Genomic DNA, 25,432 nt, shown 5'->3' on the forward strand with positions numbered 1-25,432 from the left:
CGCCTCGTGCGTCGCGGCCCGCGGCGGCAAGTTGACCGCCCGCCGTGCTCTACGCCTTCCTCACCACCTGCCTCTTCGCCGCCTCGTCCGTGCTGGCGCACCGGAGCCAGAACACGGTCGGCCCGGCGCGCGCCAACCTCGGCCGGCTCACCGTCGGCCTGGTCGGCCTCGGCGCGTGGGCGTATCTCTTCGGCCAGGGCCACGGCGGGCCGGCCTTCACGACCTTCCTGCTCAGCGGGCTCGCCGGCATGGGCCTGGGCGACCTGGCGTTCTTCGCCGCCCTGCCGTTCCTCGGCTCGCGGCTGACCACGACGATGAACCAGTGCCTGAGCGTGCCCGTCGCCATCGGCATCGAGTGGCTCTGGCTGGGCACGCGGCTCACCGGCGGGCAGTTCGCGTGCATCGCGGTGATCCTGTCCGGCATCGTCGTCGCGCTGGTGCCCACGCGCCAGTCGCCGCCGCGAGTCCACGTGCGGCCGGTCGGCGTGCTGCTCGGCCTCGTCGCGGCCGCGGGCCAGGGACTCGGCGCGGTCCTGAGCCGGCGCGGCTTCGAGATCACCGCCGCGGCCGGCGCGCACCTCGACGGCCTGACCGCCGCCTACCAGCGCATTCTCGGCGGCATCGCGATCACGGCGGCGTGGTTTGCCGTCCGCGCGTGGCTCGACCGGGCGCAGGCGCCGCGGCCCGCGCCGCCGCTCCGCGCCCACGGCTGGATCCTGATCCACGCCCTGGCCGGACCGGTGTTCGGCATGGCGACGTTCCAGCTGGCCCTGGCCTCGACGCCGAGCGGCATCGTGCTGCCCATCACCGCCTGCGCGCCCCTGGCCGTGATCCCCCTCGCCTACTGGATCGAAGGCGAACGCCCGTCGAAACGTTCGCTCGCCGGCGGACTGATCGCGGTCGCCGGCGCGGTCGCGCTGGCTCTGGCTCGCTAACTCCCCCCTGCTTACGAATCGCTAGACTGAGCGAAATTCGCCGCGCGGCGCTAAAGTCTGTCGTGGGGGTGTCGAGGACTTCAATTTGAACAACTCATGACCCACACCCAACGGCTCTTCCGCATCCTGGCCCTTGCTCTAGCCCTCACCGGCGTTTTCGCGCACGCGCAACAGGCGCAAGGGGTTGCCAATCTTCCGCCCGCCCTGCGCGCCGCGGTTCTTTCGGGCAACTCGACCCAGGTCTCCCGCGTAATCGCGACCTTGAGCGGCGGCAATCCGCAGCAAGCCGCCGCCCTCGCCAACCAGGTCGTCACAGCGGCCGAGCAGCTGCTCGCGACCAATCCCAGCGCGGCCATCGCCGCCGCCGGCGCCGCGATCGAGTCGGTGCGCTCCGCTCCCGTGCAAACCTCGTCGCCGCAGCAGAGCGAGTCGGTCGTCACCACCGCCGCCCGCATCTTCGCGGCTCCCGCGGCGCAGCAAGCCGCGCCCGACGCGACGGCCCAACTCGCCCTGGCGACCGTGCAGGTCTCCGCCACCCTCAATAATCCGACCGTCGTCGCCACGGTGGCCCAGCAGGCGGTCACCGTCGCCGAACGCGTGCTGTCGACGTCCCCGGCCGCCGCCGTCCAGCTCGCCAGCGCCGCCGTGCAGTCCGTCGGCAGTCAGGCGGTGGCCCAAAACGCGCCCAACCAGACGTCCCAGGTCGCCACGACCGCCGCGCGCATCATCGTCCAGCCCGCGGCCCAGGCCGTGGCGCCGCAAGCCGTCGCCACCATCGCCACGGCGGTGACGCAGATCGTCTCGCAGCCGGCCGTCTTCGCCGCCAACCCGACCGCCGCCGTCACGGTGATGAACAACTCCGTCAGCGCCGTGAACACGCCGGCGGTCCAGGCCGTCGCTCCCAACGCCAGCACGACGGTCGCCGCGACGGTCGCCGCCGCCGCCGCCAGCCCGACGCTGAACCAGATCAGCCCCAACTTGGCGAATCAGGTTTCCACGTCCGCCAACCAGACGCCCACGAATCCGACGTCGGGCAACTCGAACACCACGGCGAACACGCCGCTCGACACGTCGAACCGCAGCGGCTCGTCCTGAGGAGCGCGCACTGATTTTACGAAGCCCGCCCCACCCGGCGGGCTTTTTTGCGTCCCGACGCGTCCGCGCGCGCAAAACCCACGGTTGACGCCGCCTCCTGCGCCCGGCTCACTCGGCGGCTTTTCCATGCTGACCCTTGCCGATGTCGCCAAGTCCTACGGCACCCGCGAGCTCTTCGCCGAGGTGTCGCTCTTCGTCGCGCGCACGGACCGCTACGGCCTCGTCGGCCCGAACGGCGCGGGCAAATCCACGCTCTTCAACCTCATCCTCGGCGAGGAGCAGCCGGACGAGGGCATCATCGAGTGGGAGCGCGGCGCGGACTTCGGCTACCTGCCGCAGGAGAGCGCGCCCGTGGGCGAGGAGACCGTCCTCCAGATCGCCACCAGCGGCAAGAAGCTCGTCCCGGAGAACGACGACGATTACGACATCGATTGGACGCTTGAGCCGCGCGCGAAGAAGATCCTCGCCGGCCTCGGCTTCCGCGAGGAAGACCACGACAAGCCCGCCAAGTCCTTCTCCGGCGGCTGGGTCATGCGCGCGCACCTCGCCCGCCTGCTCGTGAGCGAGCCCGCGCTGCTCCTGCTCGACGAGCCGACCAACCACCTTGATCTCGAGGCGCTGCTCTGGTTCCAGGACTACCTCACGCGCTACCCGGGCGGCCTGCTCATCATCTCGCACGACCGCGAGTTCCTGAACACGCTCTGCACCGGCATCCTCGAGCTCAAGGGCGGCACGCTCAACAAATACACCGGCAACTACGACGACTACCTCGCCGAGAAGGAGGCGCGGAAGGAGCAGCAGGCCGCGCTCTTCAAGAACCAGCAGCGCGAGATCGCCCACCTGCAGAAGTTCGTCGACCGCTTCGGCGCCAAGGCCTCGATGGCCTCGCGCGCCAAGTCCAAGGAGAAGCAGATCGAGCGCCTCAAGGAGGTCGCCGTCGAGGAGCCGTGGGAGGACCTCAAGAAGATCAATTTCCGCTTCCCCCAGCCGCCGCGCTCCGGCCTGAAGGTCATCACGCTGAAGAACGTCCAGCAGGCCTACGGCGATCACGTCGTCTACCGCGACCTCAACTTCGAGGCCGAGCGCGGCCAGCGCATCGTGCTCGTCGGCCCCAACGGCGCGGGCAAGTCCACGCTGCTCAAGATCCTCGCCGGCGTCATCCCGATCCAGGGCGGCCTGCGCGAGCTCGGCAGCAACGTCGTGCCCGGCTACTTCGCCCAGAACCGCGGCGACAATCTCAACACCGAGCTCTCCGTCCTCGAGAACGTGATGGAGCTGCGCACGGCCGAGAACCAGCTCACCGAGCAGCAGGCCCGCGCCGTGCTCGGCGGCTTCCTTTTCCGCAAGGACGACGTCTTCAAGCCGGTCAACGTCCTCTCCGGCGGCGAGAAGTCCCGCCTCGCCCTCGCGCGACTCCTCATCAACCCGCCCAACCTGCTGCTGATGGACGAGCCGACGACGCACCTCGACATCCCGTCGATCGACGCGCTCGTCAACGCGCTGAAATCCTACGAGGGCACGCTGCTCTTCATCAGCCACGACGTGTATTTCATCCGCCAGCTGGCGATGAACGTCCTGCACGTCCACAGCGGCCGCCTCACGCCCTACGCCGGCAACTACGACTACTACCTCGAGAAATCGAAGGCCACCAGCGCCCGCGCCGCGCTCACCGCGGGCTTCACCGACGCCCGGCCCAAGCAGGCGGCCGAGCCGGCGAAGGCCGCCGCGCCCGCCCCGGCCCCGGCGGCGAAGAAGCCCACGCCCAACGAGCTGAAGAAGCTCCGCATCGAGGTCGGCAAGCTCGAGCAGCGCGTCAGCGAGCTCGAGGCCAAGCAGGGCGAGCTCACCGCCGAGCTCGAGAAGCCGGAGACCTACGCCCAGGCCGGCCGCGCGCAGCACCTGAACCGCGAGCTCACCACCACGGTGGACCTCCTCCACGCCGCCACGGCCGAGTGGGAGCAGGCCGCGACCCGGCTGGCCGCGCTGGAAAAACTGTGACGCCCCCGCGCCACGACGGCGGCGCGTCCGGCGGCGAAAAGCGAAGAGCCCGGGCCATCCCTAGCCCGGGCTCTCCGGATTAGTCCGCACAAGATCGGCGGCGCGCACACCTCACGCGCTGCGACGATTCGAACCGAAAATCCCCGCGAACGGCACTTCGTTGAAACCGAGGCGGATGCCGAACGGCGCGACGCTCGCCGGCTTCTTCTCCGCCGGCGGCGGCGCGAAGGCCTTCACCTTCAGCTCGCGTTCCTGGACCGCCAGCCACGCCTCGCGCTGCTTGAGCGCCTCGGCGTATTGGGCGAGCGCGGTCTTCTCCTCGCGCACGGCGAGGCGCTCGTCGGTGAGCGAACGGCGTTCGGCCTCGAGCAGGGCGCGCTGGCGCGAGAGCTTCTCGCGCTCGACGTCGATCTCGTGGGTGCTGCCGGTGAACGGCGCGGCGGTCGCGGCCATCGGCGGCTGGGAGCCGCGCAGGCGCGCCTCGTAGCGCCGGAGGTTCTGCTCCTGCTGGCGCAGGGCCTCCATGTCGGAAAAAATCTGCTGACGCATCTTCTCAAGCTGCGCGATTTCGTAGCGCAGGTGATCGGCCGGGGTCGGGTTGTCGGGTGTGTTCATGGGCGTTGTCGGTGACTGACGACCGCAGCTTACCGCACAAGTGGCGCGCTGCCTATGGGGGCGGCCGGTTTTGACGGCGCGTTTACGGCCGGCTCCGGGTTTTGACAAATCGTTGCCCAAGAAAAAGGCCGCCGGCGACGATCGGCGGCCTCGCGCGACGGATCCGAGCGGCCGGTCAGGCGCGGAACATCACGTCCTCGCGGTTGAACATCTTCACGCAGGCGACGAGCGCGACGACGGCGTAGAGGCAGGACGAGCCGAAGATGAGCGCGATGTAGTTCCAGTTCCAGGTGCCGGAGAGCATCTCCTTGCACACGAGCGAGAGGTTGAGGATCGGGATGAGCGCGGTCTTCGCGCTCAGCTCCATGCCGGGGAGCATGCCGAACACCGCCGGGATGATGGCGAGGAGGATCATCGGGCCGGCGTAGCTCTGCGCCTCCTTGTAGCTCTTGGCGAAGAGCGAGACGGTGAGCAGCAGCGCGGCGAAGAGGATCGCGACCGGCGCGACCATCGCGAACACCCCGATGAAGCCGGCGGGATCGAACGAGGGCAGCGCGGCGGCGGCCTGCGCCTTGTTCGAGGCGGCGGCGGCCATGCCGGAGCCGCCGAGGAAGAGCTTGCTGCCGAGGCTGCCGGTCACCGCCATCGAGGTCATCGAGAAGACGATGGTCGCGACGGAGGCGGTGAGCACGGTGAGGAATTTGCCGAAGACGATGTTGATGCGCGCGGTGGGGCTGCACATCAGCGTCTCCATCGTGCCGCGCTCCTTCTCGCCGGCGGTGAGGTCCATCGCGGGATACATCGCGCCGGAGAAGCAGAGGATGATGATCAGATACGGGATGAAGCCGCCGATGGTGGCGCCGCCGACCTTCTCCGGCGGGGCGACGTTCTGCCGCGCCAGCTCGAAGGGCCGGGTGAACGCCGGCGGCAGCCCGCGCTCCTTCAGGCGCTGGTCGAGCAGGCCGGTGCGGTATTTTTGCAGGAACGACTCGAGCGCGCTGGCGCCGATGCCGGACTTGATCTCGCCGTCGTAGAAGAGCACCGCCACCTTCGGCGACTCGCCGCGCGCGATGGCGGCGTCGAAGTTCTCCGGCAGCTGGAGGGCGACGCGGAGCTTCTTGTCCGCGATCCGCTGCTTGAAGTCGGGCGCCTCCGGCACGACGCGGAACTTCGCGTCGGCCTTCAGGGCCTTCATCAGCTCGGGCGCACCGGCGGCGCCGACGACCATCACGCTCGTGCCCTCGTCGCGGGCCTGGCGGATGATCTTGGTCATGACCGTGCCGAAGCCGAACATCATGAGCGGCATCACGACGGTGGGGATGACGATGGTGGAGATGATGGTGCGGCGGTCGCGCAGCTGGTCCTTCAGCTCCTTCTTGTAGACGACGAAGATGGCTTTCCAGTTCATGGGCGGGAGACTCAGCGGTTGAGGGCGGCGGCGACGGCGGCCTCGCCGCCCACGGCCTTGACGAAGACTTCTTCCATGTCCTGCTCGCCGAAACGGGCGCGAAGCTGTGCCAGCGTGCCCTCGGCGACGAGCCGGCCGTTGTGGATGATGCCGATGGTGTCGCAGAGCTTCTCCACCTCGCTCATCACGTGGGTGGAGTAGATGACGGTCTTGCCGCGCTCGCGGCAGGCGCGGACGAATTTCACGATCGAGCGCGCGGTCATGACGTCGAGGCCGAGGGTGGGCTCGTCGAAGATCATCACCGCCGGGTCGTGCACGAGGGTGCGGGCGATGGAGGTCTTCTGCTTCATGCCGGTGGAGAACTTGTCGCAGCGGCGGTCGAGGAACTCGTGCATGTCGAGCTCGTGCGCGAGCACGTCGATGCGGGCGCGGATCGTCGCGTCGTCCATGCCGTTCAGCCGCCCGAAATACGCGATCATCTCGCGGGCGTTGAGGCGGCCGTAGAGCGCGGTGCTGGCGGCGAGGAAGCCGACGTTGGCCCGGACCTGCTCGGGCGCGGTGGCCACGTCGTGCCCGGCCACGCTGGCCGTGCCGCGGGTGGGCTGCAGGAGCGTGGCGAGGATGCGCAGGGTGGTGGTCTTGCCCGCGCCGTTGGCGCCGAGCAGGCCGTAGATCTGCCCGGGGCGGCAGGTGAAGGAGACGTCGTCGACGGCGGTGATGGTGCCGCGTTTCTTGTCCTGGAACGTCTTGGTGAGATGGCGGGCCTCGATCATGGGAGAATTCGTGGGGGGATGCGGAGGGCGCGGGGTCGGGGAGAATCAGAGGCTCATCCGGTCGCGGAAGTCCTGGGCCTGGCGGCGCGAGAGCTCGACCTTGAGGCCGCCCTTCAGGCGCACGAGCAGGCCGCCGCTGAACCACGGCTCGATCCCCTCGACCCAGGCGAGGTTGATCACCTGCTTGCGGTTGGCGCGGAAGAAGTGCTTCGGGTCGAGCCGCTCCTCCATCGCGGTGAGCGAGCGGAAGAGCTGGGGCTTGTTGTCGTCGAAATGCACGCGGGTGTAGTTGCCCTCGGACTCGAGCAGGCGGATGTTCCGCACCGGGACGAACCAGCAGTGGTCGCCCTCGCGCACGAAGACCTTGTCGTCGAGCGAGAGGCGGGTGCGGGGCGCGGCGTCGCCGGCCGCGCCGGCGCTGGCGCGGAGGCGGAGCTTCTCCAGCGACGCGGCGAGGCGGTTCGGGTCGACCGGCTTGAGCAGGTAGTCGAGCGCGTTGAACTCGAAGGCCTTGACCGCGAACTCGTCGTAGGCGGTGGTGAAGATCACGGCGGGCAGGGCGGACTCGAGGCGCTCCAGCAGGCTGAAGCCGTCGGCGCCGGGCATCTGCACGTCGAGAAAGAGCAGCTCGGGCTTGAGCGCGGCGACCTTGTCGAGCGCGTCCTCCACGTCCGTCGCCTCGCCCACGATCTCGATGTCCTTGTGGGCCGCGAGGAGGCGGCGGAGTTCGTTGCGGGCGAGCCGCTCGTCGTCGATCAGCAGGGCTTTCATGGGCGGGAGGCGCAGGGGATGCGGACGGCGGCGGTGACGAAGCCCGCGGGCTCGGCCGCGAGGGAGAGCCGGGCGCGGTCGCCAAAGAGCAGCTTGAGGCGCTCCGAGGCGTTGCGCAGGCCGACGCCGGTCGAGGAGCCGGCGCGCGCGGCCGCGGTGCTCGTGGGGGCGGAGAGATCGCCGGGGTTGGTGACCCGGATGGTCAGCTCGCCGTCGGCCACGGCCGCGGCGATGAAGATCTCGCCGCCGTCGCGGCGGGCGCTGATGCCGTATTTGACCGCGTTCTCGACCAGGGTCTGGAGCAGCATCGGCGGCACGCCGCAGGCGCGGGCGTCGTCGGCGACGGCCCAGCGCACGCGCAGGCGCGACTCGTGGCGGATCTGCTCCAGCGCGAGGTAGTCCTCGACGATCCGCAGCTCGTCCTCGAAGGGCACGGTCTCGAGCTGGCCCGACTGGAGCGAGTAGCGGAGCATGTTGGCCAGCCGCGTGACCGCCTCGCGGGCGCGCGGCGCATCCTCGTCGATCAGCGCGCGCAGGCTGTTGAGGGAGTTGAAGAGAAAGTGCGGGTTGACCTGCGATTTCAGCGCGCGGAGCTCGGCCTCCTTGGCGCTGGCGGTCAGGCGCAGCTGCTCGACCTGCAGGGACTGGATGCGCTCGAAGATGTGGTAGAAGAAATAGGCGCTCAGCCAGCCGAGCATGATGACGGTGCCGTTCACCCAGCTGAACAGGAAGATGATCACCGGGCTGAACTTCGACGGCCACGGCATCTGGACGATGCCGTAGCAGTAGCCGTAGCCGATCGCGCTCCAGAGGAAGGAGAGCAGCACGCCCATGCCCAGCACGCGCGGGGCGATGGCGAGCCAGCCCATCTCTTTCCAGCGCCAGCGCGACATGAACGGCCGCGCCCAGTGCGTCAGCAGCAGGCCCTGCAGCGCGATCATCACGTAGAGCGCCGCCTCGGTCAGGGCGTCCTGCCGCTGGGTCGCGCCGCTGAGGGCCTTGGAGAACCCGAACTGCATCGCCATGAAACCGCCCCAGCCGCCGAGCTGGGCCGCGACGTAGAGGCGGCGCTTGGCGCGCGCGAGCTTGGCGGCGGGATCGATCGGCGCGGTCGTCATCGGCCACGAGCGAACCACGCCCGCAGGCGCGGGAGCAAGACTGGGCGCGGGCCGGGACGCGCTGAACGACGAGGTGACCGACATCCGCGCCAACCTAGCCGCGGCCCCGGCGCGCACACGCCGCATTGGACAGGCGGTCGCACCCCGCGATGAGCGGCACACGGGGAAAAGCCGCCGGCGGCTCGCAAAAATCCATCAACTAGGCGGCCGGCCCGGTCCCGCGGGGAGATTTGAGGTGCATTGCCCGGCGGCGCCCGTCTAGTCTCGCGGCCCGTGTTACCCCGCGTCGTAGTCGTCGGCAGCTTCATGCAGGACCTTGCGTTTTTCGCCCGCAAGTTCCCGAAGCCCGGCGAGACCGTGGTGGGCGAGTTCCGCTCCGGGCCCGGCGGCAAGGGCTTCAACCAGGCCGTCGCCGCCGCGCGCGCCGGCGCGCCCACCCTGTTCATCGGCGCGGTCGGACGCGACACCTTCGGCCACGCGGCGAAGAAGTTCGCCACCCGCATCGGCCTGCGCGCGCATTTCGTCGAGAAGCACAAATACGCCACCGGCACCGCCGGCATCACGATCGACGGCAACGGCCAGAACCAGATCGTCATCGCCCCCGGCGCCAACCTCGCCCTGCACAAGCCGGACGTGCCGCTCGGCCCGCTCGCCACCGCGCACGTCGTGGTCTGCCAGGGCGAGTCGGACTACGCCATGGTCGCCCATGTGCTCCGCCACGCGCGCAAGGCGGGCGCGGTCACCGTCCTCAACCCCGCCCCGATGCGGCCCGATTTCGACTCCGGCCTCCTGCGCCACGTCGAGGTGCTCATCCCCAACGAGTCGGAGTTCGTCACCCTCGTCCGCCAGCACGCCGGCTGCGCCTCGCTGCTGCGCACCGCCGCCTACCGCGAGGCCGGCGAATTCAACGAGGCAACGCTCCACGCCCTCAAGGCCGACGCCCTGCACCGCCTCTGCCGCTGCCTGCAGGTGCCGATCGTCATTCTCACCCTCGGCGCCCGCGGCTGCTTCGTCTCGCAGCCGGACGCCTACCTGCGCATGAACGCGCACCCCGTCGAGGTCATCGACTCCACCGGCGCGGGCGACGCCTTCGTCGGCGGCTTCGCCGCCGGGCTGGTGAAGTTCAAGCGGAACGTGGCCGAGGCGGTGCACTTCGCCAACGCCGTCGCCGCCCTCGCCGTCATGCAGCCCGGCACGGCCGAGGCCATGCCGAACCCGCGCGAGATCGCCCGCTTCCTGCGCGAGCGCGCGCACGCCTGAGCCGGACCATGCGCCGGGAATTCCGCGCCAAGCTCTACCGCATCGCCCTCGTCCGCTGGGTCGATTTGCCGAAACGCATCATCGGCGAACTGAAATTGCCGCCCGCCGCCATCAAGGGCGGCGGTCAGGGCTGGAACGCGATCCTGCGCTTCAACGACGACATCGACCGCGTGACGCTCCTCCCCGGCAAACCGGGCAAGCTGAAACTCGCCTTCAAGGTCGAGCTGCTGCGCGCCGCCGAGGTCGATGCGGGTGACACGATAGAGTTCACGCTCGAAGCCGACACGGCCACCCGCGAGCCCGAGTTGCCCAAGGAGATGCGCAAGGCCTTTCAATCCCGTCCCGAACTCGAGCAGCGCTGGCTTACGCATAGCGTCGCGCAACGCCGGCAAGTCGTGCGCTACGTCCTCCAGGCCAAAAGCGCCGAGGTGCAGGCCAAGCGCAGCTGGATCTTCCTCGAACGCCTCGCCGAAACCGGAAAACTCGGCGGCAGCTGATCCCCACTCACGCGCGGACGGCAGACAGCTCGGCGGCCAGGTCGGCGATCAAACGCGCCCGCGGCGAGTGCTTCATCCAACCGACGTGCATCTCGAAAACCATCGCGTCGCGAGGCTCCGTGTCGGTGAACACGACGCCCGGCGGACGCGAGCGCGCCGCCATCGGCACGGAATGGCCGATCTCGCCGCCGACGGACACGCGCACGAGCATCGACGCCAGACTGTCGGTGTGATGCGTGATCCGAGGCCGGAAACCCGCCGCGCGACAGGCCTCGACCAGGAGCTGCTTGCGGCCGGGAAAATCCGTCTCGTCCCACGTGACCCAGTCGGCGCCGCGCAACTCCTCCAACCGCAACCGGCGACGTTTCGCCAAGGGATGTCCCACCGGCAGGATGATCTGCGCCGGCACGCTGGCCACCAAAGCCGTGGCGAATTCCCGTCGCAGCGCCTTGTCGGTCTGCCCGAGCAGCGCCACCTCCACGTCGCCCCGGCGCAGCGCCGCGGGCAGCGATCCCGGCGTCAGTTCCACCGGTTGCAACACGACGTGCGGATGCCTCCGCGTGAAGCGCTGCAACCCGGCAGCGAAATAATCTAGCCAGATTGCGCCGTAGTGGCCTAGCCGGAGGCGCGCACCGGTGCTCCGCACCTCCGTGGCGATCCGATCCGCCGCGGCCAGCAATTCGGTCGCGCCGGCTAGAAGTTGACGGCCCTCGGGGGTGAGTTCGGTGCGGGCGTTCGCCCCGCGCCGCAGCAGCGTGCAGCCGAGTTCGTGTTCGAGATCGCGGATCTGCCGGCTGAGTGCGGGTTGCGTGATGTGCAGCCGGACCGCAGCGCGGGAGAAATTCAACGTCTCCGCCACCGCCACGAAATACCGCAGATGCCGCAATTCCATGTCCGGAAAAGGGCCCCATTACCGAAAGGCATACGAGCCCAAAAAGGAGGCATTAGTCGCCCGTCCGCGCCGCCGCTAAACTGGGCGCCGCATGAAACAACTCCCGTCATTCCGCTCCCGTTTGCTCCCACTGCTCGGTTTCGCCGCGCTCCACTCCGTCGTCTCCGCGGCCACGCCGGCCGTCACGCGTCACGACTTGCTGACCGCGATCATCGACCCGGCGCGGCCGGTGGCCAACGCCGCCGTGAAGCGCGTCACGCTTCCTCCCGGTTGCCCCACCGGCCTGCATCTCCACCCTTGTCCGGTCGTCGGCGTCCTCCTCGAAGGCGAAATCCGGTTCCAGCTGGAAGGCGGCCCGGTCCAGATGTTGCGCGCGGGAGACGCCATCTACGAACCCGCCAACGTGCGCGTGCGGCATTTTGACAACGTCGGCGACCGACCGGCCGTCCTGATCGCGTGCTACCTGCTCGCTCCGGACCAACAGGAGTTGATCCGCCTGCTGCCGGAATAATCCCTCGCCGTCCCCACCATGAAATCCTGGCAAATCACCCGTTTCGGTCTCGAAGCCCTCGCGCTCGTCGAAACGCCCGTCCCCGCTCCCAGCCCCGGCGAAGTGCTCGTGCGTTGGCGCGCACAGTCGCTGAACTACCGTGATCTCGTGATCGTCCAAGGCACTTACCTGCCCAACCTGCCGCTGCCCTTCACGCCGTTGTCCGACGGCGCCGGCGAAGTGGTCGCCGTGGGCCCCGGCGTCACCGCATGGCAGCCCGGCGACCGCGTGATCGGCCACTACATCCAGTCCTGGCAGGAAGGCCCGCCCACGCCGGAAAACACCCGCCTCTCGCTCGGGGCGCCGCTGCCCGGCGTCCTTACAGAATACTCCGTGCTGCCCGCCCACGGGCTGGTGGCGCTGCCAGAGCACCTGTCCTTCGCCGAAGGCGCCACGCTGCCCATCGCCGCCCTCACCGCTTGGAACGCCCTCTTCACGAGCGGCGATCTCCGGCCCGGCGGCACCGTCGTGCTCGAGGGCACCGGCGGCGTCTCGCTCTTCGGCCTGCAACTGGCGCACGCGGCCGGTCTCCGCACGCTCGTGACGAGCAGCAGCGACGCCAAACTCGAACGCGCCCGCGCGCTCGGTGCGGATGAAACTATCAACTACCACACCACGCCCGGATGGGGCGCCCGCGTGCGCGAGCTCACCGGCGGTCGCGGCGCCGACCTCATCCTGGAAGTGGGCGGACCGGCCACGATCAACGAGGCGCTGCGTGCGGTGCGGCTCGGCGGCCGCGTCGCCTTCATCGGTTTTCTCGGCGGCACGGCGATGCAGCTCGATGCCGTCGACTTGATCCGCAGCGGCGCCACCGTGCACGCGCTCCGCGTGGGCTCGCGCACGATGTTCGGCGACCTGCTTCGCGCCCTGATCCGGCACCGACTCCATCCGGTCGTGGATCGCGTCTTCCCGTTTGGCGAGGTGCCCGCGGCCTTCCGTCACCTGGCGCAAGCGGCGCATTTCGGTAAAATCGTCGTGTCGGACGAAGGCTGAAACGCCGCCGCCTTCCCGCCATGCGACGTTACCTCGTCCTCACCCGGCGCACTCCGGACTTCGATCCGGGGGCGCTGGTCCCGCACTACGCCTTTCTCGACGACCTGCGGCGCGCGAACCGTTTGGAACTGGCGGGCCCCTTCAGCGATCGATCGGGCGGCGCCTACCTGTTGCGCGCCGAGAATCTGGCGGCCGCCACGGCGATCGCGCACTCCGACCCGCTCCATCTCACGCACTCGTCCGAAGTCACCGTGCACGAGTGGGACGCCAAGTGACGAACCGTCCGCCGGGGGCCGAACGGCGGATGAAGACCGGCTGGCGCGCGGAGCCACCGTCGCCACGAGCGATCGCCCAGACTCGAACGGCAAACGACATCACCGTCGGGCTTGCCTTGGTGCAACGGGTTTCCAGCGTGGAGCGCATTCGCGTGCCGTTCCGGCCTGCCCTTCCCATGTCCCACGCCACCACTTCTCCTTCCGCCGCTTCGTCCGAACGTCCGCGCTTCGCTCCGGCCGATTCCTTTCCTGCTGAACTCCGTCGCCGCGTCGACGAATTCTTCGCCCGCACCGGCCGCCGCCCGCGTGGCAACGGCGCGATGTATCTCAAGACCGCCGTCATTCTCGCGACTTTCTTCGCGAGCTACATCGTGCTCGTATTTTTTGCCGCCAACTGGTGGCACGCCGGCATCGCGGCCCTGATTCTCGGCGCCGCCGCCGGGTTGATCGGCTTCAACATTCAGCACGACGGCTCGCACCTCGCCTATTCCGAGCGGCCGTGGCTGAACAAGCTCAGCGCCATGTCGCTCGATCTCATCGGGGCGAGCTCGTATCTCTGGCACTGGAAACACGTCGCGTCGCACCACATCTACGTGAACATCACCGACCACGATGCCGACGTGGACCTCGGCGCGTTCGCGCGCGTGACGCCGCACCAGCCGCACTACTTCTTCCACCGCGCGCAGCATTTCTACCTGTGGGCGCTGTATGGCTTCATGACGATCCGCTGGCACCTCTACGGCGACTTCCGCGACCTCGTTATGCGCGAGATCGGCGGTCATCCGTTTCCACGTCCGCGCGGGCGCGAGTTGATCATCTTCATCGCCGGCAAGGTGCTGTTCTTCACGTTGGCGTTCGCGCTGCCGATGATGCTGCACAGCTGGTGGAAGGTGCTGCTGTGCTACGCGCTGGTCGCCGGCGTCACCGGCGTCGCCCTTAGCATCGTGTTCCAGCTCGCGCACTGCGTCGAGGAAGCGGACTTCCCGCTGCCGGACGAAGCAACGAACCGGATGGAGGATCAGTGGATGCTCCATCAGATTCACACGACCGTGAATTTCGCGCGGCGCAGCAAACTCGTGTGCTGGCTGCTTGGAGGGCTGAACTTCCAAGTGGAGCACCACCTCTTCCCCAAAGTCTGCCACGTGCACTACCCGGCGCTCTCCCGCATCGTCGAGGAGACCTGCCGCGACTTCGGCATCCGCTACAACGAGCACAAAACCGTTTGGGCCGGCCTCGTCTCGCACTACCGCTGGCTGCGCCGCCTCAGCCAGCCGGGCGCGGCCTGATCACCGGCGCACCGCGCCATGAGAATCGAGCACCTCGCCCTCTGGACTCTCGACCTCGAACGCGCGCGTGAGTTTTACGCGCGGCATTTCGGTGCCGCCGCCGGCACGGCCTATCACAATCCGCGCACCGGCTTTCGCTCGTATTTTCTGACCTTCGCCGGTGGCGCGCGGCTGGAATTGATGCAACGGCCCGACGTCGCCGCGCGCGCCGATACCGCCGGCGCCGACACGCTCGGCCTCGCCCATTTTGCTCTCTCGCTCGGTAGTGAGACGGCCGTCGATGAGACCACTGCGCGGCTGCGCGCCGCCGGCGTCCGCGTGGTCTCCGCACCGCGACGCACCGGCGACGGCTATTACGAAAGCGTCGTGCTCGACGCCGACGGCAACCGCATCGAACTCACCGTCTGAGATGAGCCGCGTGCAACCGATCAAGATCGACCGTGACGCCGCATCGCGCGGACGCGCCGGCGAGTTGGCCGCGCTGCTGAACCTCGGGCCGAAGACGGCGGCGTGGCTCGACGCCGCCGGCATCCACACGCGCGCGCAGCTGGCGCAGCTCGGCCCGCTCGGCGTCTGCCGGCGCCTGCTGGAGAGCGGCCGGCCGGTGAACGTGCTCATGGCCTACGCGGTCGAGGGCGCCCTGAGCGGCACGCACTGGAACGCGCTGCCCGCGGAGACGAAGCAGGCGCTGCGCGCGGAGTTCGCACGGCTGCGCGCCGGCCTGTCGCGCCGGCGAGGCTGAACTGTATCGGCCGGCGCGCGCGAACGGCACACCGGCGCGCACCGGGGGACGCCACAGCGGGCCAAATCGCCGCCGGCGCTGGATTTGGCCGGCATCCCGCCTACGGTCCGCAGCCCATGAAACTCAGCGACCACGAATCCGACTCCATGTCCGCCGCGCGGCTCGATCCGCCGGCCGCCCCGCCGGCGGCGTTCCGCGAGAGCTGGCTCGACAAGCTCGCCCGCCACCTCGGCGCGACGCCGGTCGACCACGTCACGATCCCGCCGGTGACTTTCGTTCCGGCCAAGGCCTGCGGCGCCGGCGCGCGCGTCAGTTGTTCGGGATGAAGCCCTGCGGCTTCGGTTCGCAGAGACGGCGCGCGTAGAGCGGCGCGAACTGGGCGAGGCCCAGCGCGCCGAGCAGGAAGAGGTCGTCCCGATAGGGTCCGCCGAGGAAGATGCCGAGCAGGCCGCAGGCCTCGGCCAGCGCCAGGCCGAGGACGAAGACCACGAACGCCCGCTGCGCCTCGGTATAGCGCGGGAGCACGAGCCAGCGCAGCACGATGCTGACGAACAGCGGCACGAGCCCCGCGAGATCGTAGAACGGATTCGCATGCGGCTCGTTGCCGAGCAGCTTGAGGAAGCCGAAATTCCACCAGATCACGCACAGGCCCGCCAGGCTCGCGGCCCAGAGGAGCCACCAGGCCTTGAGCGGCGGCGGGCGGCGCTCGCCGGGGAGGCGGAGGAGGCGCATCGTCAGGCGCCGACCGGGTGCCAGGTGGTCTTGAACTCCACGAAGTCGCGGATCGCGTAGAGGCTCTGCGCGTCGTCGGCGAGCCAGTTGATCGCCTCCTCGGCCTTCAGGAGTTTCGCGCGCTTCACGCTCTCGGCGGCGCCGAGCTGGAGCGTCTTGCGGTCCTCGGCGCCGACGACGCCGGCCACGGCACGCAGGTGCGTGTGCGTCGCCATCGTGGGCACGATCTCCTTGCGGAACCCGGTGAGGATGTTCACCACGCCGCCGGGCAGGTCGCTCGTGGCGAGCATCTCGCCGAGGACGATGGCGGGATACGGCACCTTTTCCGAGGCGAGCGCGACGACGGTGTTGCCGCTGACGATCGCGGGCACGATGAGCGAGAGCAGCGGCAGCAGCGGCGGCAGGTCGGGGGCGATGACGCCGACGACGCCCATCGGCTCGGTGACGGTGAAGTTGAAGTGCGGCGACGCCACCGGGTTCACGCTGCCGAGGACCTGCTCGTATTTGTCGGCCCAGCCGGCGTAGTAGATCAGGCGGTCGACCGCGGTGGTCACGGCCGCGGCGACGAGGTCGGGCGGGCCGCCGAAGATCGTGTGCGCCTCGACCATCTCCGCGCGGCGCGCCTCGAGCATCTCGGCGAGGCGGTAGATGATCTGCCCGCGGTTGTAGGGCGTGCGCTTCGCCCAGCCGGGACCGGCCTTGGCGGCGGCCTCGATGGCGTTGCGCAGGTCCTTGCGCGTGCACTGCGGAATGTTGGCGAAGAAGGCGCCGGCGGCGTCCTTGATCGGGAAGACACGGGCGCTCTCGGAGCGGATGAACGCTCCTCCGACGTAGCACTTGGGCGTTTTGGTGACGGGCAGACGGGTCATGGCGAAAAACGGGTCAGGAGTTGGCGGGCGCCTCGTCCTGGAGGTAGTTGACCTCCTTGTAGCGCAGGGCGATCGCGGCGAAGATGAGCGAGGCGAGCACGGCGAAGCCGGCGAAGAAGTGGTAGTAGGCGGCGCCGTGGAGCTTCGAGGTGCCGTCGGGGTTCGCGATGAAGAACTGCACCAGCGCGGTGAAGAGATTGCCGGCGGAGATCGAGAGCAGGTAGAGCGCGTTGACCACGGCCTTCAGGTGCCGCGGCGACTGGGTGTAGGCGAACTCGAGGCAGGTGATCGAGGTCATGACCTCGCCGGCGGAGAGCAGCAGGTAGGCGGGCAGCTGCCACATCACGCTGATCTTGGCGCCGGCCGTCAGCTGCGACTCGATCCACGCGCTGATGAGGAACGACACGCCGATGGTGAAGATGCCGAGGCCGATCTTGCGCAGCGGCGTGAGCTTCCAGACGGTGTTGATCGCGGGGTAGAACGCGTATTGGAACGCCGGGATCAGCGCCAGGATCATGATGGCGTTGACCGCCTGCATCTGGGACGAGAGCAGCTCGAACTCCCAGCCGAAGAGATTGACGTGGCGCTGCATCTTCTCGGCCTGCAGCACCCACTCGCCGCCGCTCTGGTCCCAGAGCGACCAGAAGACCGCGACGAAAACGAAGAGGATCGCGAGTCGCCCGAGCGCGGTGAGGCTTTCGCGGTTGAAGGTCTCCTCGACGAACTTCTTCCCCTTCGGCGGCAGGTGCACGAACTTGTAGCGGCCGGACCAGAAGATGAACGTCGCGAGGAACATCAGCACCGCCGGCAGGCCGAACGCGGCCTTCGGGCCCCAGTTCTTGAGCAGGATCGGCGTGAGCGAGATGGAGAAGAACGAGCCGAAATTGACCGCGAAGTAGAACCAGCCGAACGCGCGCGAGACGAGGTGCTGGTTGTCCTTGCCGAACTGGTCGCCGACGTTCGACGCCACGCACGGCTTGATGCCGCCGGCGCCGAGCGCGATCAGGCCGAGGCCCATGAAGAGGCCGAGCCGCGTGTCGTCGGCCGCGAGGAACACGCAGCCGAGGCAGTAGACGAGCGAGATCCAGAACACCGTGCGATACTTGCCCCACCAGACGTCCGCGAGGAACGCGCCCATCATCGGGAAGAAGTAGTTCGAGGCGAGGAAGAGGTGATACCAGCCGTTGGCCTCGTTCTCGTTCATCGGCGCGACCTCGCCGGCGCGATTGCGCAGATACTGCGTCATGTAGATGACGAGCACGGCGCGCAGGCCGTAGAAGCAGAAGCGCTCCGCCGCCTCGTTGGCGACGATGAAGGGGATGCCGGGCGGCATCTTGTCGGTCTTGATCGGGGTGGTGCGGAACGATTCGGCCATGGGAGGGGGAACTAGCGGCGGAAGACGAAGGCGAGGATCAGGGCGAGAACGAGCAGGCTGGCGACGATGGACCAGACGCGGCTGGCGTGGCGACGCGCGGCGGGTTTCGGTCCGCGGCCGTCTCCGTCACGGAACGCCTCGTCCGGCAGATCGAGGCCGTCGTAGCGCGTGTCGTCCTCGTTCCAGCCCGAGCGCTCGTCCGCGCCGCACTCCGGGCAGGCGCGGGCGCCGCGCGGCACAGTGGCACCGCAGACGGGGCAATTTTCGGGCGGGCGAACACGGGCGGACATCAATGGATTTGAACCACCGAGACCCGGAGGCACGGAGCGTCCGTTGCCTTACCCCGGGACTCTGTGTCTCTATCGTTCATCAAGAATCAAGGCAGCGGTGCGGCGGTCAGATGAGCGTGCAGTAGTCGAGCAGGCCCTGGCGGCCGCCCTCGCGGCCGAAGCCGGACTCCTTGTAGCCGCCGAACGGCGAGGTCGGGTCGAACTTGTTGTAGGTGTTCGCCCAGACGACGCCGGCCTTCAGCTCGGTCGACATCTTGAGGATGCGCGAGCCCTTGTCGGTCCACACGCCGGCGCTGAGGCCGTAGGCGGTGTTGTTCGCCTTCTCGACGGCCTCGTCGAGCGTGCGGAAGGTGAGGATGCTCAGCACGGGGCCGAAGATCTCCTCGCGTGCGATGCGGTGGCTCATCGAAACGCCGGAGAAGACCGTCGGGCGGAAGAAGAAGCCCTTGGCCGGCAGCTTGCAGCTCGGCTGGAAGAGCTCCGCGCCCTCCTTCACGCCGCTCGCGACGAGGCGCTCGATCTTCTTGAGCTGCTCGCGCGAGTTGATGGCGCCGATGTCGGTGTTCTTGTCGATCGGATCGCCGACGCGCAGCGTGCGGATGCGGGTCTTCAGCTTCGCCAGCACCTGCGCCGCGACGGGTTCGTGCACGAGCAGGCGCGAGCCGGCGCAGCAGACGTGGCCCTGGTTGAAGAAGATGCCGTTGACGATGCCCTCGACGGCCTGGTCGAGCGGCGCGTCCTCGAAGACGATGTTCGCGGCCTTGCCGCCGAGCTCCAGCGTCATCTTTTTGTCCGTGCCCGCGAGCGAGCGCATGATGATCTTGCCGACCTCGGTCGAGCCGGTGAACGCGACCTTCACCGCCGTCGGGTGGCCCATGATGGCGGCGCCGGTGTCCCCGAAGCCGGTGACGATGTTGACCACGCCCGCGGGGAAGCCGGCGTCGGCGATGATCTCGGCGAACTTCAGCGCGGTGATCGAGGTGGTCTCGGCCGGCTTGATGACGATCGTGTTGCCCATCGCGAGGGCGGGCGCGAGCTTCCACGCCAGCATGAGCAGCGGGAAGTTCCACGGGATGACCTGGCCGACCACGCCGAGCGGCGCGACCTTCCGGCCCGGCGCGACGTAGTCGAGCTTGTCGGCCCAGCCGGCGTGGTAGAAGAAGTGCGCGGCGGCCATCGGCACGTCGAAGTCGCGCGATTCCTTGATCGGCTTGCCGCCGTTGAGCGTCTCGGCGACGGCGAACTCGCGCGCGCGGTCCTGCAGCAGGCGGGCGAGGCGGTAGATGTATTTCGCGCGCTCCCGGCCCGGCAGCTTGCCCCAGGTCTCGAAGGCCTTCGCCGCCGCGGCGTAGGCGGCGTCGACGTCGGCCGCGCCGGCGTGCGGGATCTCGGCCAGCTTCTGTTCGTTGGCGGGATTGATGGTCGCGAAATACTTGCCGCTCTTCGGGGCGACGAACTCGCCGCCGATGAACAGCTCGTAGCGCGGCTTGAGCTTCGGGTCGGCCGTCTCGGGCGACGGGTCGAATTCCCAGAGATCGCCGAAGATCAGCTCGGGCAGCGGGCGGCCTTGGGCGCGTTTTGTCGGACGTTTGGTGGCAGGAGCAGCGGTGGGCATTTTTTGAACCACAGAGGCACAGAGATCACGGAATCATGCTCCGCAGTTTCTCTCTGTGTCCTCTGTGTCTCCGTGGTTAAATTAGGGGGAAAACTCAGTAGGACTCGGCGGCTTCGCTGAAGTAATAGGGCGCCTGGTAGGCGCCGGTCTTCTCCTTCTCGAGCTGGCGGAGGAGGTCGTTGAGCAGCGAGGAGGCGCCGAAGCGGTAGCGGGTGTTGTTGAGCCAGGCGTCGCCGAGCGTCTCCTTCACCGCGATGAGGAAGGTCAGGGCCTGCTTGGCCGTGCGGATGCCGCCGGCGGGCTTCATCGCGATCGCGATGCCGGTGTCGAGGTAGTGGTCGCGGATGGCCTCGATCATCACCTGGTTGTTGCCCAGGGTGGCGTTGAGCGAGGTCTTGCCGGTGCTGGTCTTGATGAAATCGCCCGGCCGGATCGCGCGCATGGCGAGGAAGGAGGCGGCGCGGATGTTGTCGTAGGTCTCGAGCTCGCTGACCTCGAGGATGACCTTGAGCGTGGCGTCGCCGCAGGCCTCGACGACCGCGGCGATCTCGTCCTGCACCTCCCGGAACTCGCCGGCAAGGAACGCCCCGCGGTTGATCACCATGTCGATCTCGTCCGCGCCGTCGGCGATGGCCGCCTTCACCTCGGCCAGGCGCGTCGTCAACGGGGCCTGGCCGCTCGGGAACGCCGTGGCGACCGACGCGATGCGGACGCCGGAGTCCTCGCCCAGCGCGCGGCGGGCATGCTTCACCATCGACGGGTAGACGCAGACCGCGGCGACCGGCGGGCAATCGAGCCCCTCGTGCGGATTGAGCGCCTTCTGGCAGAGCGAGGCGACCTTGCCGGGCGTGTCCTTGCCCTCGAGCGTGGTGAGGTCGACCATCGAGGCGGCGAGCTTGAGGCCCTGGACCTTCGCGGCCTTCTTGATGCTGCGCGTGCCGTATTTGGCCACGCGCTCCTCGATCCCGACCTGATCCACCGTGCCGATTTCGTTGAACAACCGCCGGAACGCGGCATTCCCTGAGAGTGACATGATGCGCGGACTATCCGGTGGTTCCCCTCTGAAAACAATGGCAAAGTCATACGGCGCCACGGCGATTTGGCTCGCCTTGGCCGTGCTCGGACCGGCGGCCGAAACCGCGCCCGCTCCCCGGCCCTTCGCCGGCCCGGTCGAAGCCGCGACGCTCGCCGAACCTCAAAACCGCGAGGCCAGCGGCCTCGCCGCGTCGCACCGCACGCCGGGATTGCTCTGGGTGCACAACGACAGCGGCGGCGAGCCGGTCCTCTACGGCGTCGACGCCGCCACCGGCGACCGGCGCGCGCGGCTGCGCGTGCAGGGCGTCGTCAACCGCGACTGGGAGGACGTCGCGTCGTTCGAGCGCGACGGCCGGGCCTGGCTCGTCGTCGGCGACATCGGCGACAACCAGGGCCGCCGGCCCTTCATCTCGCTCCACGTGCTCGCGGAACCGGATCCCGCGGCGCTGAGGCCCGACGCGGACACCGAGGTCGCGCCCGCCTACACGCTGCGCGTCGTGTTCGAGGACCTCGCCCGCGACTGCGAGTCGCTGGCCGTCGACGCCCGCGAGGGCGCCGTCTACCTGCTCTCGAAGCGCGAGCCCGTGCCGCGGCTCTACCGCCTGCCGCTGGCGCCGAGCGCGGAGCTCGTCGTGGCCCGCCGCGTCGGCACCGTGCCCGGCCTGCCCCAGCCGGACCTGCTGCAGCGCCTCCTAAAGACCCCGACGGGGCGCTTCCGCGGCGAGCCGTGCGCGATGGACTTCGCGCCGGACGGCTCCGCCGCCGTCGTGCTCACCTACGGCGACACCCTGCTCTTCCCCGCGCCGCGACCGAGTCGTGGGCCGACGCCCTGGCGAAGACGCCCGTCGTGCTCGGCCCGCACGGCCTGCCGCAAGCCGAGGCGGCGTGCTTCAGCGCCGACGGCCGCGCGATCTTCGTCGCCTCCGAGGAGTCGCTCCGCCTCCTGCGCTATGACCGCACCCGCTGACGGCGCGGACTTGCGACCGCCGGCGGCGCGTGCATCGTTGCCGCGCATGCCCGACGCCGCCCCGCCCGTCCCCGAAGCCAACGAGCCGCAAGGCGAGCTCGTCATCCGCACCATCGCGATGCCCGCCGACACCAACGCCAACGGCGACATCTTCGGCGGCTGGCTCATGTCGCAGATGGACCTCGGCGCCGCCATCGTCGCCAAGAACATCTCGCGCAGCCGCGTGACGACGGTCGCGGTCGACGGCATGGTTTTCCACAATCCCGTCTACGTCGGCGACATCGTGAACTGCCACGCCCGTCTCCTGAAGGTCGGCCGCACCTCCATGCGCATCGACATCCAAGCCTGGGTGCAGCGCGGCCAGGACGGCACGCTGCTCAAGGTCACCGAGGGCATCTTCACCTACGTCGCCATCGACGACAAAGGCCGGCCGCACCCGGTTTACCGCTGATGAAACTCGGCCCGCTCCTCCTCGCCGGCCTCGTCGCGCTCGTCGCCGCCGCCCCGGTTTTCGCCCAGCAGGCCACGCTCGCCGACGGCCTCAAGGCCGCGGTGCTCCGCGCCGACGAGACCCGTCTCTACGCCCTGCTCGCGGCCGACATCGGGGCGCTCGACGACATGCTCGCGCCCGACTGCCTCTACGTGCACTCGAACGGCGCGGTGCAGACCAAGGCGCAGCTGCTCGGCGCGCTGCAGAGCGGGAGGTTCAAATACGCCGCGCTCCGCTACACCGCCGCCCCGCAGGTGCGCCTCTACGGCAGCGAGGCCGCCATCGTCACCGGCCCGATGCAGATCGAGGTGCGGCTGCCCGACGGGCAGACCTTGAAGCCCGCCCTCGTCGTCACCGCCGTCTACGCGATGCTCAACGACCGCTGGCAGCTCGTTTCCTACCAGTCGACCAACGCGCCGGCCGCGGCCGCGAAGTGACGGGCCCGAATCGCGCCGCGATTCCGTTTCCCAAGGCATGAATCTCCTCGTCCTTTCCACGAGCCTCAATCCCGAGAGCTACAGCCGCCTGCTCGCGCGCGCCGCCCACGCGGAGCTCGCCGCCGCCGGGCACGACGCCACCCTGCTCGACCTGCGCGACCTGCCGCTGCCGCCCTGCGACGGCGCCGCGGCCTACCGGCACGAGAACACCGCGCGCGCCCGCGCCGCCGTCGCCGGCGCGCACGGCATCCTGGTCGCGACCCCGATCTACAACTACGACGTCAACGCCGTGGTGAAGAACCTCGTCGAGCTCACCGGCAAGGCCTGGGAGAACAAGGTCGTCGGCTTCGCCTGCACCGCCGGCGGCGCGGCGAGCTACATGAGCGTGATGGCGTTCGCCAACAGCCTGATGCTCGACTTCCGCTGCACCATCGTGCCGCGCTTCGTCTACGCCACCGAGGCCGATTTCGCCGGCGAGACCATCGCCAACGCCGACATCGCGCGCCGCACCCAGGAGCTCGCCACCGCCCTCGCGCGCTACACCGCGGCGCTGAAGACCTGAGGCGCGGAACAGTTTCCGCCATAACCCGGGCCGAAGTGCTCCCGTCCGTTGACGGCGCGGTCCGATTGGCGCACCGTCCGCCCCTTGGCTCTCGCACCACCGCATCCCGAAGCCCGCCGCGGCGCCCTCGCCGCGGTCGGCGCGTTCACCGTCTGGGGCATCATCCCGGTCTACTGGAAGCTGCTCGTCGCCATCAGCCCGGTCGAGCTGATCATGCACCGCGCGGTCTGGTCGCTGGTGTTCCTGCTCGGCGTGCTGCGCTGGCAGGGCCGGCTCGGGGCGGTGGGGGCGGCCTTCCGCTCGGCCCGCACTCTCGGCTTCAACCTCGCCACCGGCACGCTGCTCATGGGCAACTGGCTGACGTTCATCTGGGCGGTGAACCACGGGCACATCCTCGACTCCAGCCTCGGCTACTTCCTCGTGCCGCTCTTCAACGTCGCCGCCGGCTTCCTCTTCTTCCACGAGCGCCTGCGACCGCTGCAATGGCTCGCCATCGCGCTCGCGGCCGGCGGCGTGGCCTGGCTGCTCTTCCGCGTCGACCACGTGCCGTGGGTCGCGCTCCTGATCGTCGCCACCTGGAGCGGCTACGGGCTGATCCGGAAAAATCCCCCATGGGCGCGCTCGACGGCCTCACGGTCGAAACGCTGCTCTACCTGCCGCTCACCGCCGGCTACCTGATCTGGCTGGCGGCGCACGGCCGCGGCGCGCTCGGCCACGTCAGCGCGACCGACCACGTGCTCGTGCTCTGCTCCGGCTGGATCACGGCCATCCCGCTCGTCTGGTTCGCCTACGGCGCCGTCCGCCTCCGGCTCACGACGCTCGGGCTGCTGCAATACATCGCCCCCTCGCTGGCGTTCCTCGTCGGCTGGCTCGTCTACGACGAGCCGTTCGACGCGCTGCGCGCCGTGTCCTTCGGCCTCATCTGGGGCGGCCTCGCCTGCTACTCGGCCGACAGCTTCTGGACCCAGCGCCAGGCGCTCGCGGGGTGACACACGCGGCGCAACGCGCCTTGCGTGACCGCGGGCTTCGCGCGAGCGTCTGCAGCGCTGTCATGAAAAACCCCGCCCGCCGCCTCCTCCTCGCCGCCGCGCTCGCCGCGGCCGCCCTCACCATCCTCGCCCCGCTCGCGCGCGCCTACGACCCGAGCGTCGGCGCCCCGAAGCACGGCAACGCCCGCTTCTACGAGCTGCACGCGCAGCACCTCAAGCGCGCCAAGCAGCCGATGCAGCTCCTCTTCCTCGGCGACTCCATCACCGAGGGCTGGACCAAGGCGCCCGCGGTCTGGCAGGCGAACTACGAGAAATACCAGGCCGCCAACTTCGGCATCGGCGGCGACCGCACCGAGCACGTCATCTGGCGCATCGAGGACGGCGTGCTCAAGGGCGTGAAGCCCAAGGTCGTCGTGCTCATGATCGGCACGAACAACTCCGGCGAGCACACCGGCGCGCAGATCGCCGCCGCCGACCAGAAGATCGTCGAGCTTATCCGCGCCCACATCCCCGAGGCGAAGGTCCTCCTGCTCGCCATCTTCCCCCGCGGCCCGCGCAAGAACGCCAACGGCGCGCCCGACGACTCCGCGCAGCGCATGCAGGCCATCCACGAGGCCAACGCCATCCTGGCGAAGCTCGATGACGGGAAGAACGTGCGCTTCCTCGACATCGGCGCGAAGTTCCTCGGCGCCGACGGCAAGATCCCCGACAGCATCATGCCCGACCAGCTGCATCCGAACGCCACCGGCTACCAAATCTGGGCCGACGCCATGCGGCCGCTGCTGGAAGAGATGATGCAGTGAGCGTCCGCGCGACGCCGTCCGCCCAACGGGCAAAAAACAAGCGCCGGCGAGAGGCCGGCG

Annotated in this window: 30 protein-coding genes; 18 read left to right on the top strand and 12 right to left on the bottom strand. The window is 69.2% G+C overall.

Annotated elements, in window-relative coordinates; all coding sequences use genetic code 11:
• Positions 1 to 44 precede the first annotated feature (44 nt).
• The 3 genes from ACMYLB_RS20955 to ACMYLB_RS20965 all read left to right on the top strand — a co-directional run bounded on the left by ACMYLB_RS20955 (position 45) and on the right by ACMYLB_RS20965 (position 4,028).
• Positions 45 to 935, top strand: coding sequence for a DMT family transporter (locus ACMYLB_RS20955; protein ID WP_415908885.1), 891 nt, complete (start codon positions 45 to 47; stop codon positions 933 to 935).
• A 96-nt stretch (positions 936 to 1,031) separates the two neighbouring features.
• A complete protein-coding gene (locus ACMYLB_RS20960) occupies positions 1,032 to 2,030 on the top strand; it encodes a hypothetical protein (protein ID WP_415908886.1) in 999 nt (332 codons plus the stop codon).
• 126 nt (positions 2,031 to 2,156) lie between these two features.
• Positions 2,157 to 4,028, top strand: a complete 1,872-nt coding sequence (locus ACMYLB_RS20965) for an ABC-F family ATP-binding cassette domain-containing protein (protein ID WP_415908887.1) — start codon at positions 2,157 to 2,159, stop codon at positions 4,026 to 4,028.
• A gap of 111 nt (positions 4,029 to 4,139) precedes the next feature.
• On the opposite strand, the gene ACMYLB_RS20970 is transcribed toward ACMYLB_RS20965, so the two are convergent.
• The 5 genes from ACMYLB_RS20970 to ACMYLB_RS20990 form a co-directional block, all read right to left on the bottom strand.
• On the bottom strand, positions 4,140 to 4,643 hold the full coding sequence (locus ACMYLB_RS20970; protein WP_415908888.1) for a hypothetical protein: 504 nt from the start codon (positions 4,641 to 4,643) through the stop codon (positions 4,140 to 4,142).
• Between the two features lie 175 nt (positions 4,644 to 4,818).
• The gene (locus tag ACMYLB_RS20975; RefSeq protein WP_415908889.1) at positions 4,819 to 6,051 is read right to left on the bottom strand and encodes an ABC transporter permease; all 1,233 of its coding nucleotides are present in this window, start codon (positions 6,049 to 6,051) and stop codon (positions 4,819 to 4,821) included.
• An 11-nt stretch (positions 6,052 to 6,062) separates the two neighbouring features.
• Positions 6,063 to 6,824: an ATP-binding cassette domain-containing protein gene (locus ACMYLB_RS20980; protein WP_415908890.1), complete on the bottom strand. Its 762-nt coding sequence runs from the start codon at positions 6,822 to 6,824 to the stop codon at positions 6,063 to 6,065.
• A gap of 45 nt (positions 6,825 to 6,869) precedes the next feature.
• Complete coding sequence (locus tag ACMYLB_RS20985) at positions 6,870 to 7,595, bottom strand: LytR/AlgR family response regulator transcription factor (RefSeq protein ID WP_415908891.1); 726 nt, start codon at positions 7,593 to 7,595, stop codon at positions 6,870 to 6,872.
• The gene (locus ACMYLB_RS20990; protein ID WP_415908892.1) at positions 7,592 to 8,731 is read right to left on the bottom strand and encodes a sensor histidine kinase; all 1,140 of its coding nucleotides are present in this window, start codon (positions 8,729 to 8,731) and stop codon (positions 7,592 to 7,594) included. The genes ACMYLB_RS20985 and ACMYLB_RS20990 overlap by 4 nt, the downstream gene beginning before the upstream one ends.
• 255 nt (positions 8,732 to 8,986) lie before the next feature.
• Here ACMYLB_RS20990 and ACMYLB_RS20995 point away from each other — a divergent pair, with 255 nt between their 5' ends.
• The gene (locus ACMYLB_RS20995; protein ID WP_415908893.1) at positions 8,987 to 9,973 is read left to right on the top strand and encodes a ribokinase; all 987 of its coding nucleotides are present in this window, start codon (positions 8,987 to 8,989) and stop codon (positions 9,971 to 9,973) included.
• Positions 9,974 to 9,981: 8 nt separating this feature from the next.
• Entirely contained in the window at positions 9,982 to 10,470 is a 489-nt protein-coding gene (locus tag ACMYLB_RS21000) for a YdeI/OmpD-associated family protein (protein ID WP_415908894.1), read from the top strand.
• Positions 10,471 to 10,477: 7 nt separating this feature from the next.
• Here ACMYLB_RS21000 and ACMYLB_RS21005 read toward each other — a convergent pair whose 3' ends face one another.
• On the bottom strand, positions 10,478 to 11,362 hold the full coding sequence (locus ACMYLB_RS21005; RefSeq protein ID WP_415908895.1) for a LysR family transcriptional regulator: 885 nt from the start codon (positions 11,360 to 11,362) through the stop codon (positions 10,478 to 10,480).
• 91 nt (positions 11,363 to 11,453) lie between these two features.
• Between ACMYLB_RS21005 and ACMYLB_RS21010 the strand changes: the two genes are divergently transcribed.
• The 7 genes from ACMYLB_RS21010 to ACMYLB_RS21040 all read left to right on the top strand — a co-directional run bounded on the left by ACMYLB_RS21010 (position 11,454) and on the right by ACMYLB_RS21040 (position 15,534).
• Entirely contained in the window at positions 11,454 to 11,873 is a 420-nt protein-coding gene (locus tag ACMYLB_RS21010; protein WP_415908896.1) for a cupin domain-containing protein, read from the top strand.
• Positions 11,874 to 11,891: 18 nt separating this feature from the next.
• Positions 11,892 to 12,905, top strand: coding sequence for a zinc-dependent alcohol dehydrogenase family protein (locus ACMYLB_RS21015; RefSeq protein WP_415908897.1), 1,014 nt, complete (start codon positions 11,892 to 11,894; stop codon positions 12,903 to 12,905).
• A 20-nt stretch (positions 12,906 to 12,925) separates the two neighbouring features.
• Positions 12,926 to 13,180 (top strand): YciI family protein, encoded by a 255-nt coding sequence (locus ACMYLB_RS21020; RefSeq protein ID WP_415908898.1) that lies wholly within the window; start codon positions 12,926 to 12,928, stop codon positions 13,178 to 13,180.
• 176 nt (positions 13,181 to 13,356) lie between these two features.
• Positions 13,357 to 14,466, top strand: a complete 1,110-nt coding sequence (locus ACMYLB_RS21025) for a fatty acid desaturase family protein (protein WP_415908899.1) — start codon at positions 13,357 to 13,359, stop codon at positions 14,464 to 14,466.
• An 18-nt stretch (positions 14,467 to 14,484) separates the two neighbouring features.
• Positions 14,485 to 14,874: a VOC family protein gene (locus ACMYLB_RS21030; RefSeq protein WP_415908900.1), complete on the top strand. Its 390-nt coding sequence runs from the start codon at positions 14,485 to 14,487 to the stop codon at positions 14,872 to 14,874.
• A 1-nt stretch (position 14,875) separates the two neighbouring features.
• A complete protein-coding gene (locus tag ACMYLB_RS21035; RefSeq protein WP_415908901.1) occupies positions 14,876 to 15,208 on the top strand; it encodes a TfoX/Sxy family protein in 333 nt (110 codons plus the stop codon).
• A gap of 116 nt (positions 15,209 to 15,324) precedes the next feature.
• A complete protein-coding gene (locus ACMYLB_RS21040; RefSeq protein ID WP_415908902.1) occupies positions 15,325 to 15,534 on the top strand; it encodes a hypothetical protein in 210 nt (69 codons plus the stop codon).
• On the opposite strand, the gene ACMYLB_RS21045 is transcribed toward ACMYLB_RS21040, so the two are convergent.
• The 6 genes from ACMYLB_RS21045 to deoC all read right to left on the bottom strand — a co-directional run bounded on the left by ACMYLB_RS21045 (position 15,518) and on the right by deoC (position 21,122).
• Positions 15,518 to 15,940 carry a hypothetical protein gene (locus ACMYLB_RS21045; RefSeq protein ID WP_415908903.1) on the bottom strand — a complete coding sequence of 141 codons (423 nt, stop codon included), beginning with the start codon at positions 15,938 to 15,940 and terminating at the stop codon, positions 15,518 to 15,520. The genes ACMYLB_RS21040 and ACMYLB_RS21045 overlap by 17 nt on opposite strands.
• A gap of 2 nt (positions 15,941 to 15,942) precedes the next feature.
• Positions 15,943 to 16,809 (bottom strand): aldehyde dehydrogenase family protein, encoded by an 867-nt coding sequence (locus ACMYLB_RS21050; protein ID WP_415908904.1) that lies wholly within the window; start codon positions 16,807 to 16,809, stop codon positions 15,943 to 15,945.
• Positions 16,810 to 16,822: 13 nt separating this feature from the next.
• Positions 16,823 to 18,184 (bottom strand): POT family MFS transporter, encoded by a 1,362-nt coding sequence (locus ACMYLB_RS21055; protein WP_415908905.1) that lies wholly within the window; start codon positions 18,182 to 18,184, stop codon positions 16,823 to 16,825.
• An 11-nt stretch (positions 18,185 to 18,195) separates the two neighbouring features.
• Positions 18,196 to 18,474, bottom strand: coding sequence for a zinc-ribbon domain-containing protein (locus ACMYLB_RS21060; RefSeq protein ID WP_415908906.1), 279 nt, complete (start codon positions 18,472 to 18,474; stop codon positions 18,196 to 18,198).
• Positions 18,475 to 18,580: 106 nt separating this feature from the next.
• Positions 18,581 to 20,089: an aldehyde dehydrogenase family protein gene (locus ACMYLB_RS21065; protein ID WP_415908907.1), complete on the bottom strand. Its 1,509-nt coding sequence runs from the start codon at positions 20,087 to 20,089 to the stop codon at positions 18,581 to 18,583.
• 94 nt (positions 20,090 to 20,183) lie between these two features.
• Positions 20,184 to 21,122 (bottom strand): deoxyribose-phosphate aldolase, encoded by a 939-nt coding sequence (gene deoC, locus ACMYLB_RS21070; RefSeq protein WP_415908908.1) that lies wholly within the window; start codon positions 21,120 to 21,122, stop codon positions 20,184 to 20,186.
• A 37-nt stretch (positions 21,123 to 21,159) separates the two neighbouring features.
• On the opposite strand from deoC, the gene ACMYLB_RS21075 reads away from it, so the two are divergent.
• The 6 genes from ACMYLB_RS21075 to ACMYLB_RS21100 all read left to right on the top strand — a co-directional run bounded on the left by ACMYLB_RS21075 (position 21,160) and on the right by ACMYLB_RS21100 (position 25,372).
• Complete coding sequence (locus ACMYLB_RS21075) at positions 21,160 to 22,542, top strand: acyl-CoA thioesterase (RefSeq protein ID WP_415908909.1); 1,383 nt, start codon at positions 21,160 to 21,162, stop codon at positions 22,540 to 22,542.
• A complete protein-coding gene (locus tag ACMYLB_RS21080; protein WP_415908910.1) occupies positions 22,542 to 23,018 on the top strand; it encodes a nuclear transport factor 2 family protein in 477 nt (158 codons plus the stop codon). Before ACMYLB_RS21075 ends, ACMYLB_RS21080 begins: the two co-directional genes overlap by 1 nt.
• A 37-nt stretch (positions 23,019 to 23,055) precedes the next feature.
• Positions 23,056 to 23,580 (top strand): NADPH-dependent FMN reductase, encoded by a 525-nt coding sequence (locus ACMYLB_RS21085; protein WP_415908911.1) that lies wholly within the window; start codon positions 23,056 to 23,058, stop codon positions 23,578 to 23,580.
• Between the two features lie 84 nt (positions 23,581 to 23,664).
• On the top strand, positions 23,665 to 24,258 hold the full coding sequence (rarD, locus tag ACMYLB_RS21090) for an EamA family transporter RarD (RefSeq protein ID WP_415908912.1): 594 nt from the start codon (positions 23,665 to 23,667) through the stop codon (positions 24,256 to 24,258).
• Complete coding sequence (locus ACMYLB_RS21095; RefSeq protein ID WP_415908913.1) at positions 24,192 to 24,569, top strand: hypothetical protein; 378 nt, start codon at positions 24,192 to 24,194, stop codon at positions 24,567 to 24,569. Before rarD ends, ACMYLB_RS21095 begins: the two co-directional genes overlap by 67 nt.
• Positions 24,570 to 24,631: 62 nt before the next feature.
• Entirely contained in the window at positions 24,632 to 25,372 is a 741-nt protein-coding gene (locus ACMYLB_RS21100; RefSeq protein WP_415908914.1) for a GDSL-type esterase/lipase family protein, read from the top strand.
• Positions 25,373 to 25,432: the final 60 nt, after the last annotated feature.

Source organism: Oleiharenicola sp. Vm1, from assembly GCF_047777955.1.
Taxonomy (GTDB): domain Bacteria; phylum Verrucomicrobiota; class Verrucomicrobiia; order Opitutales; family Opitutaceae; genus Didemnitutus.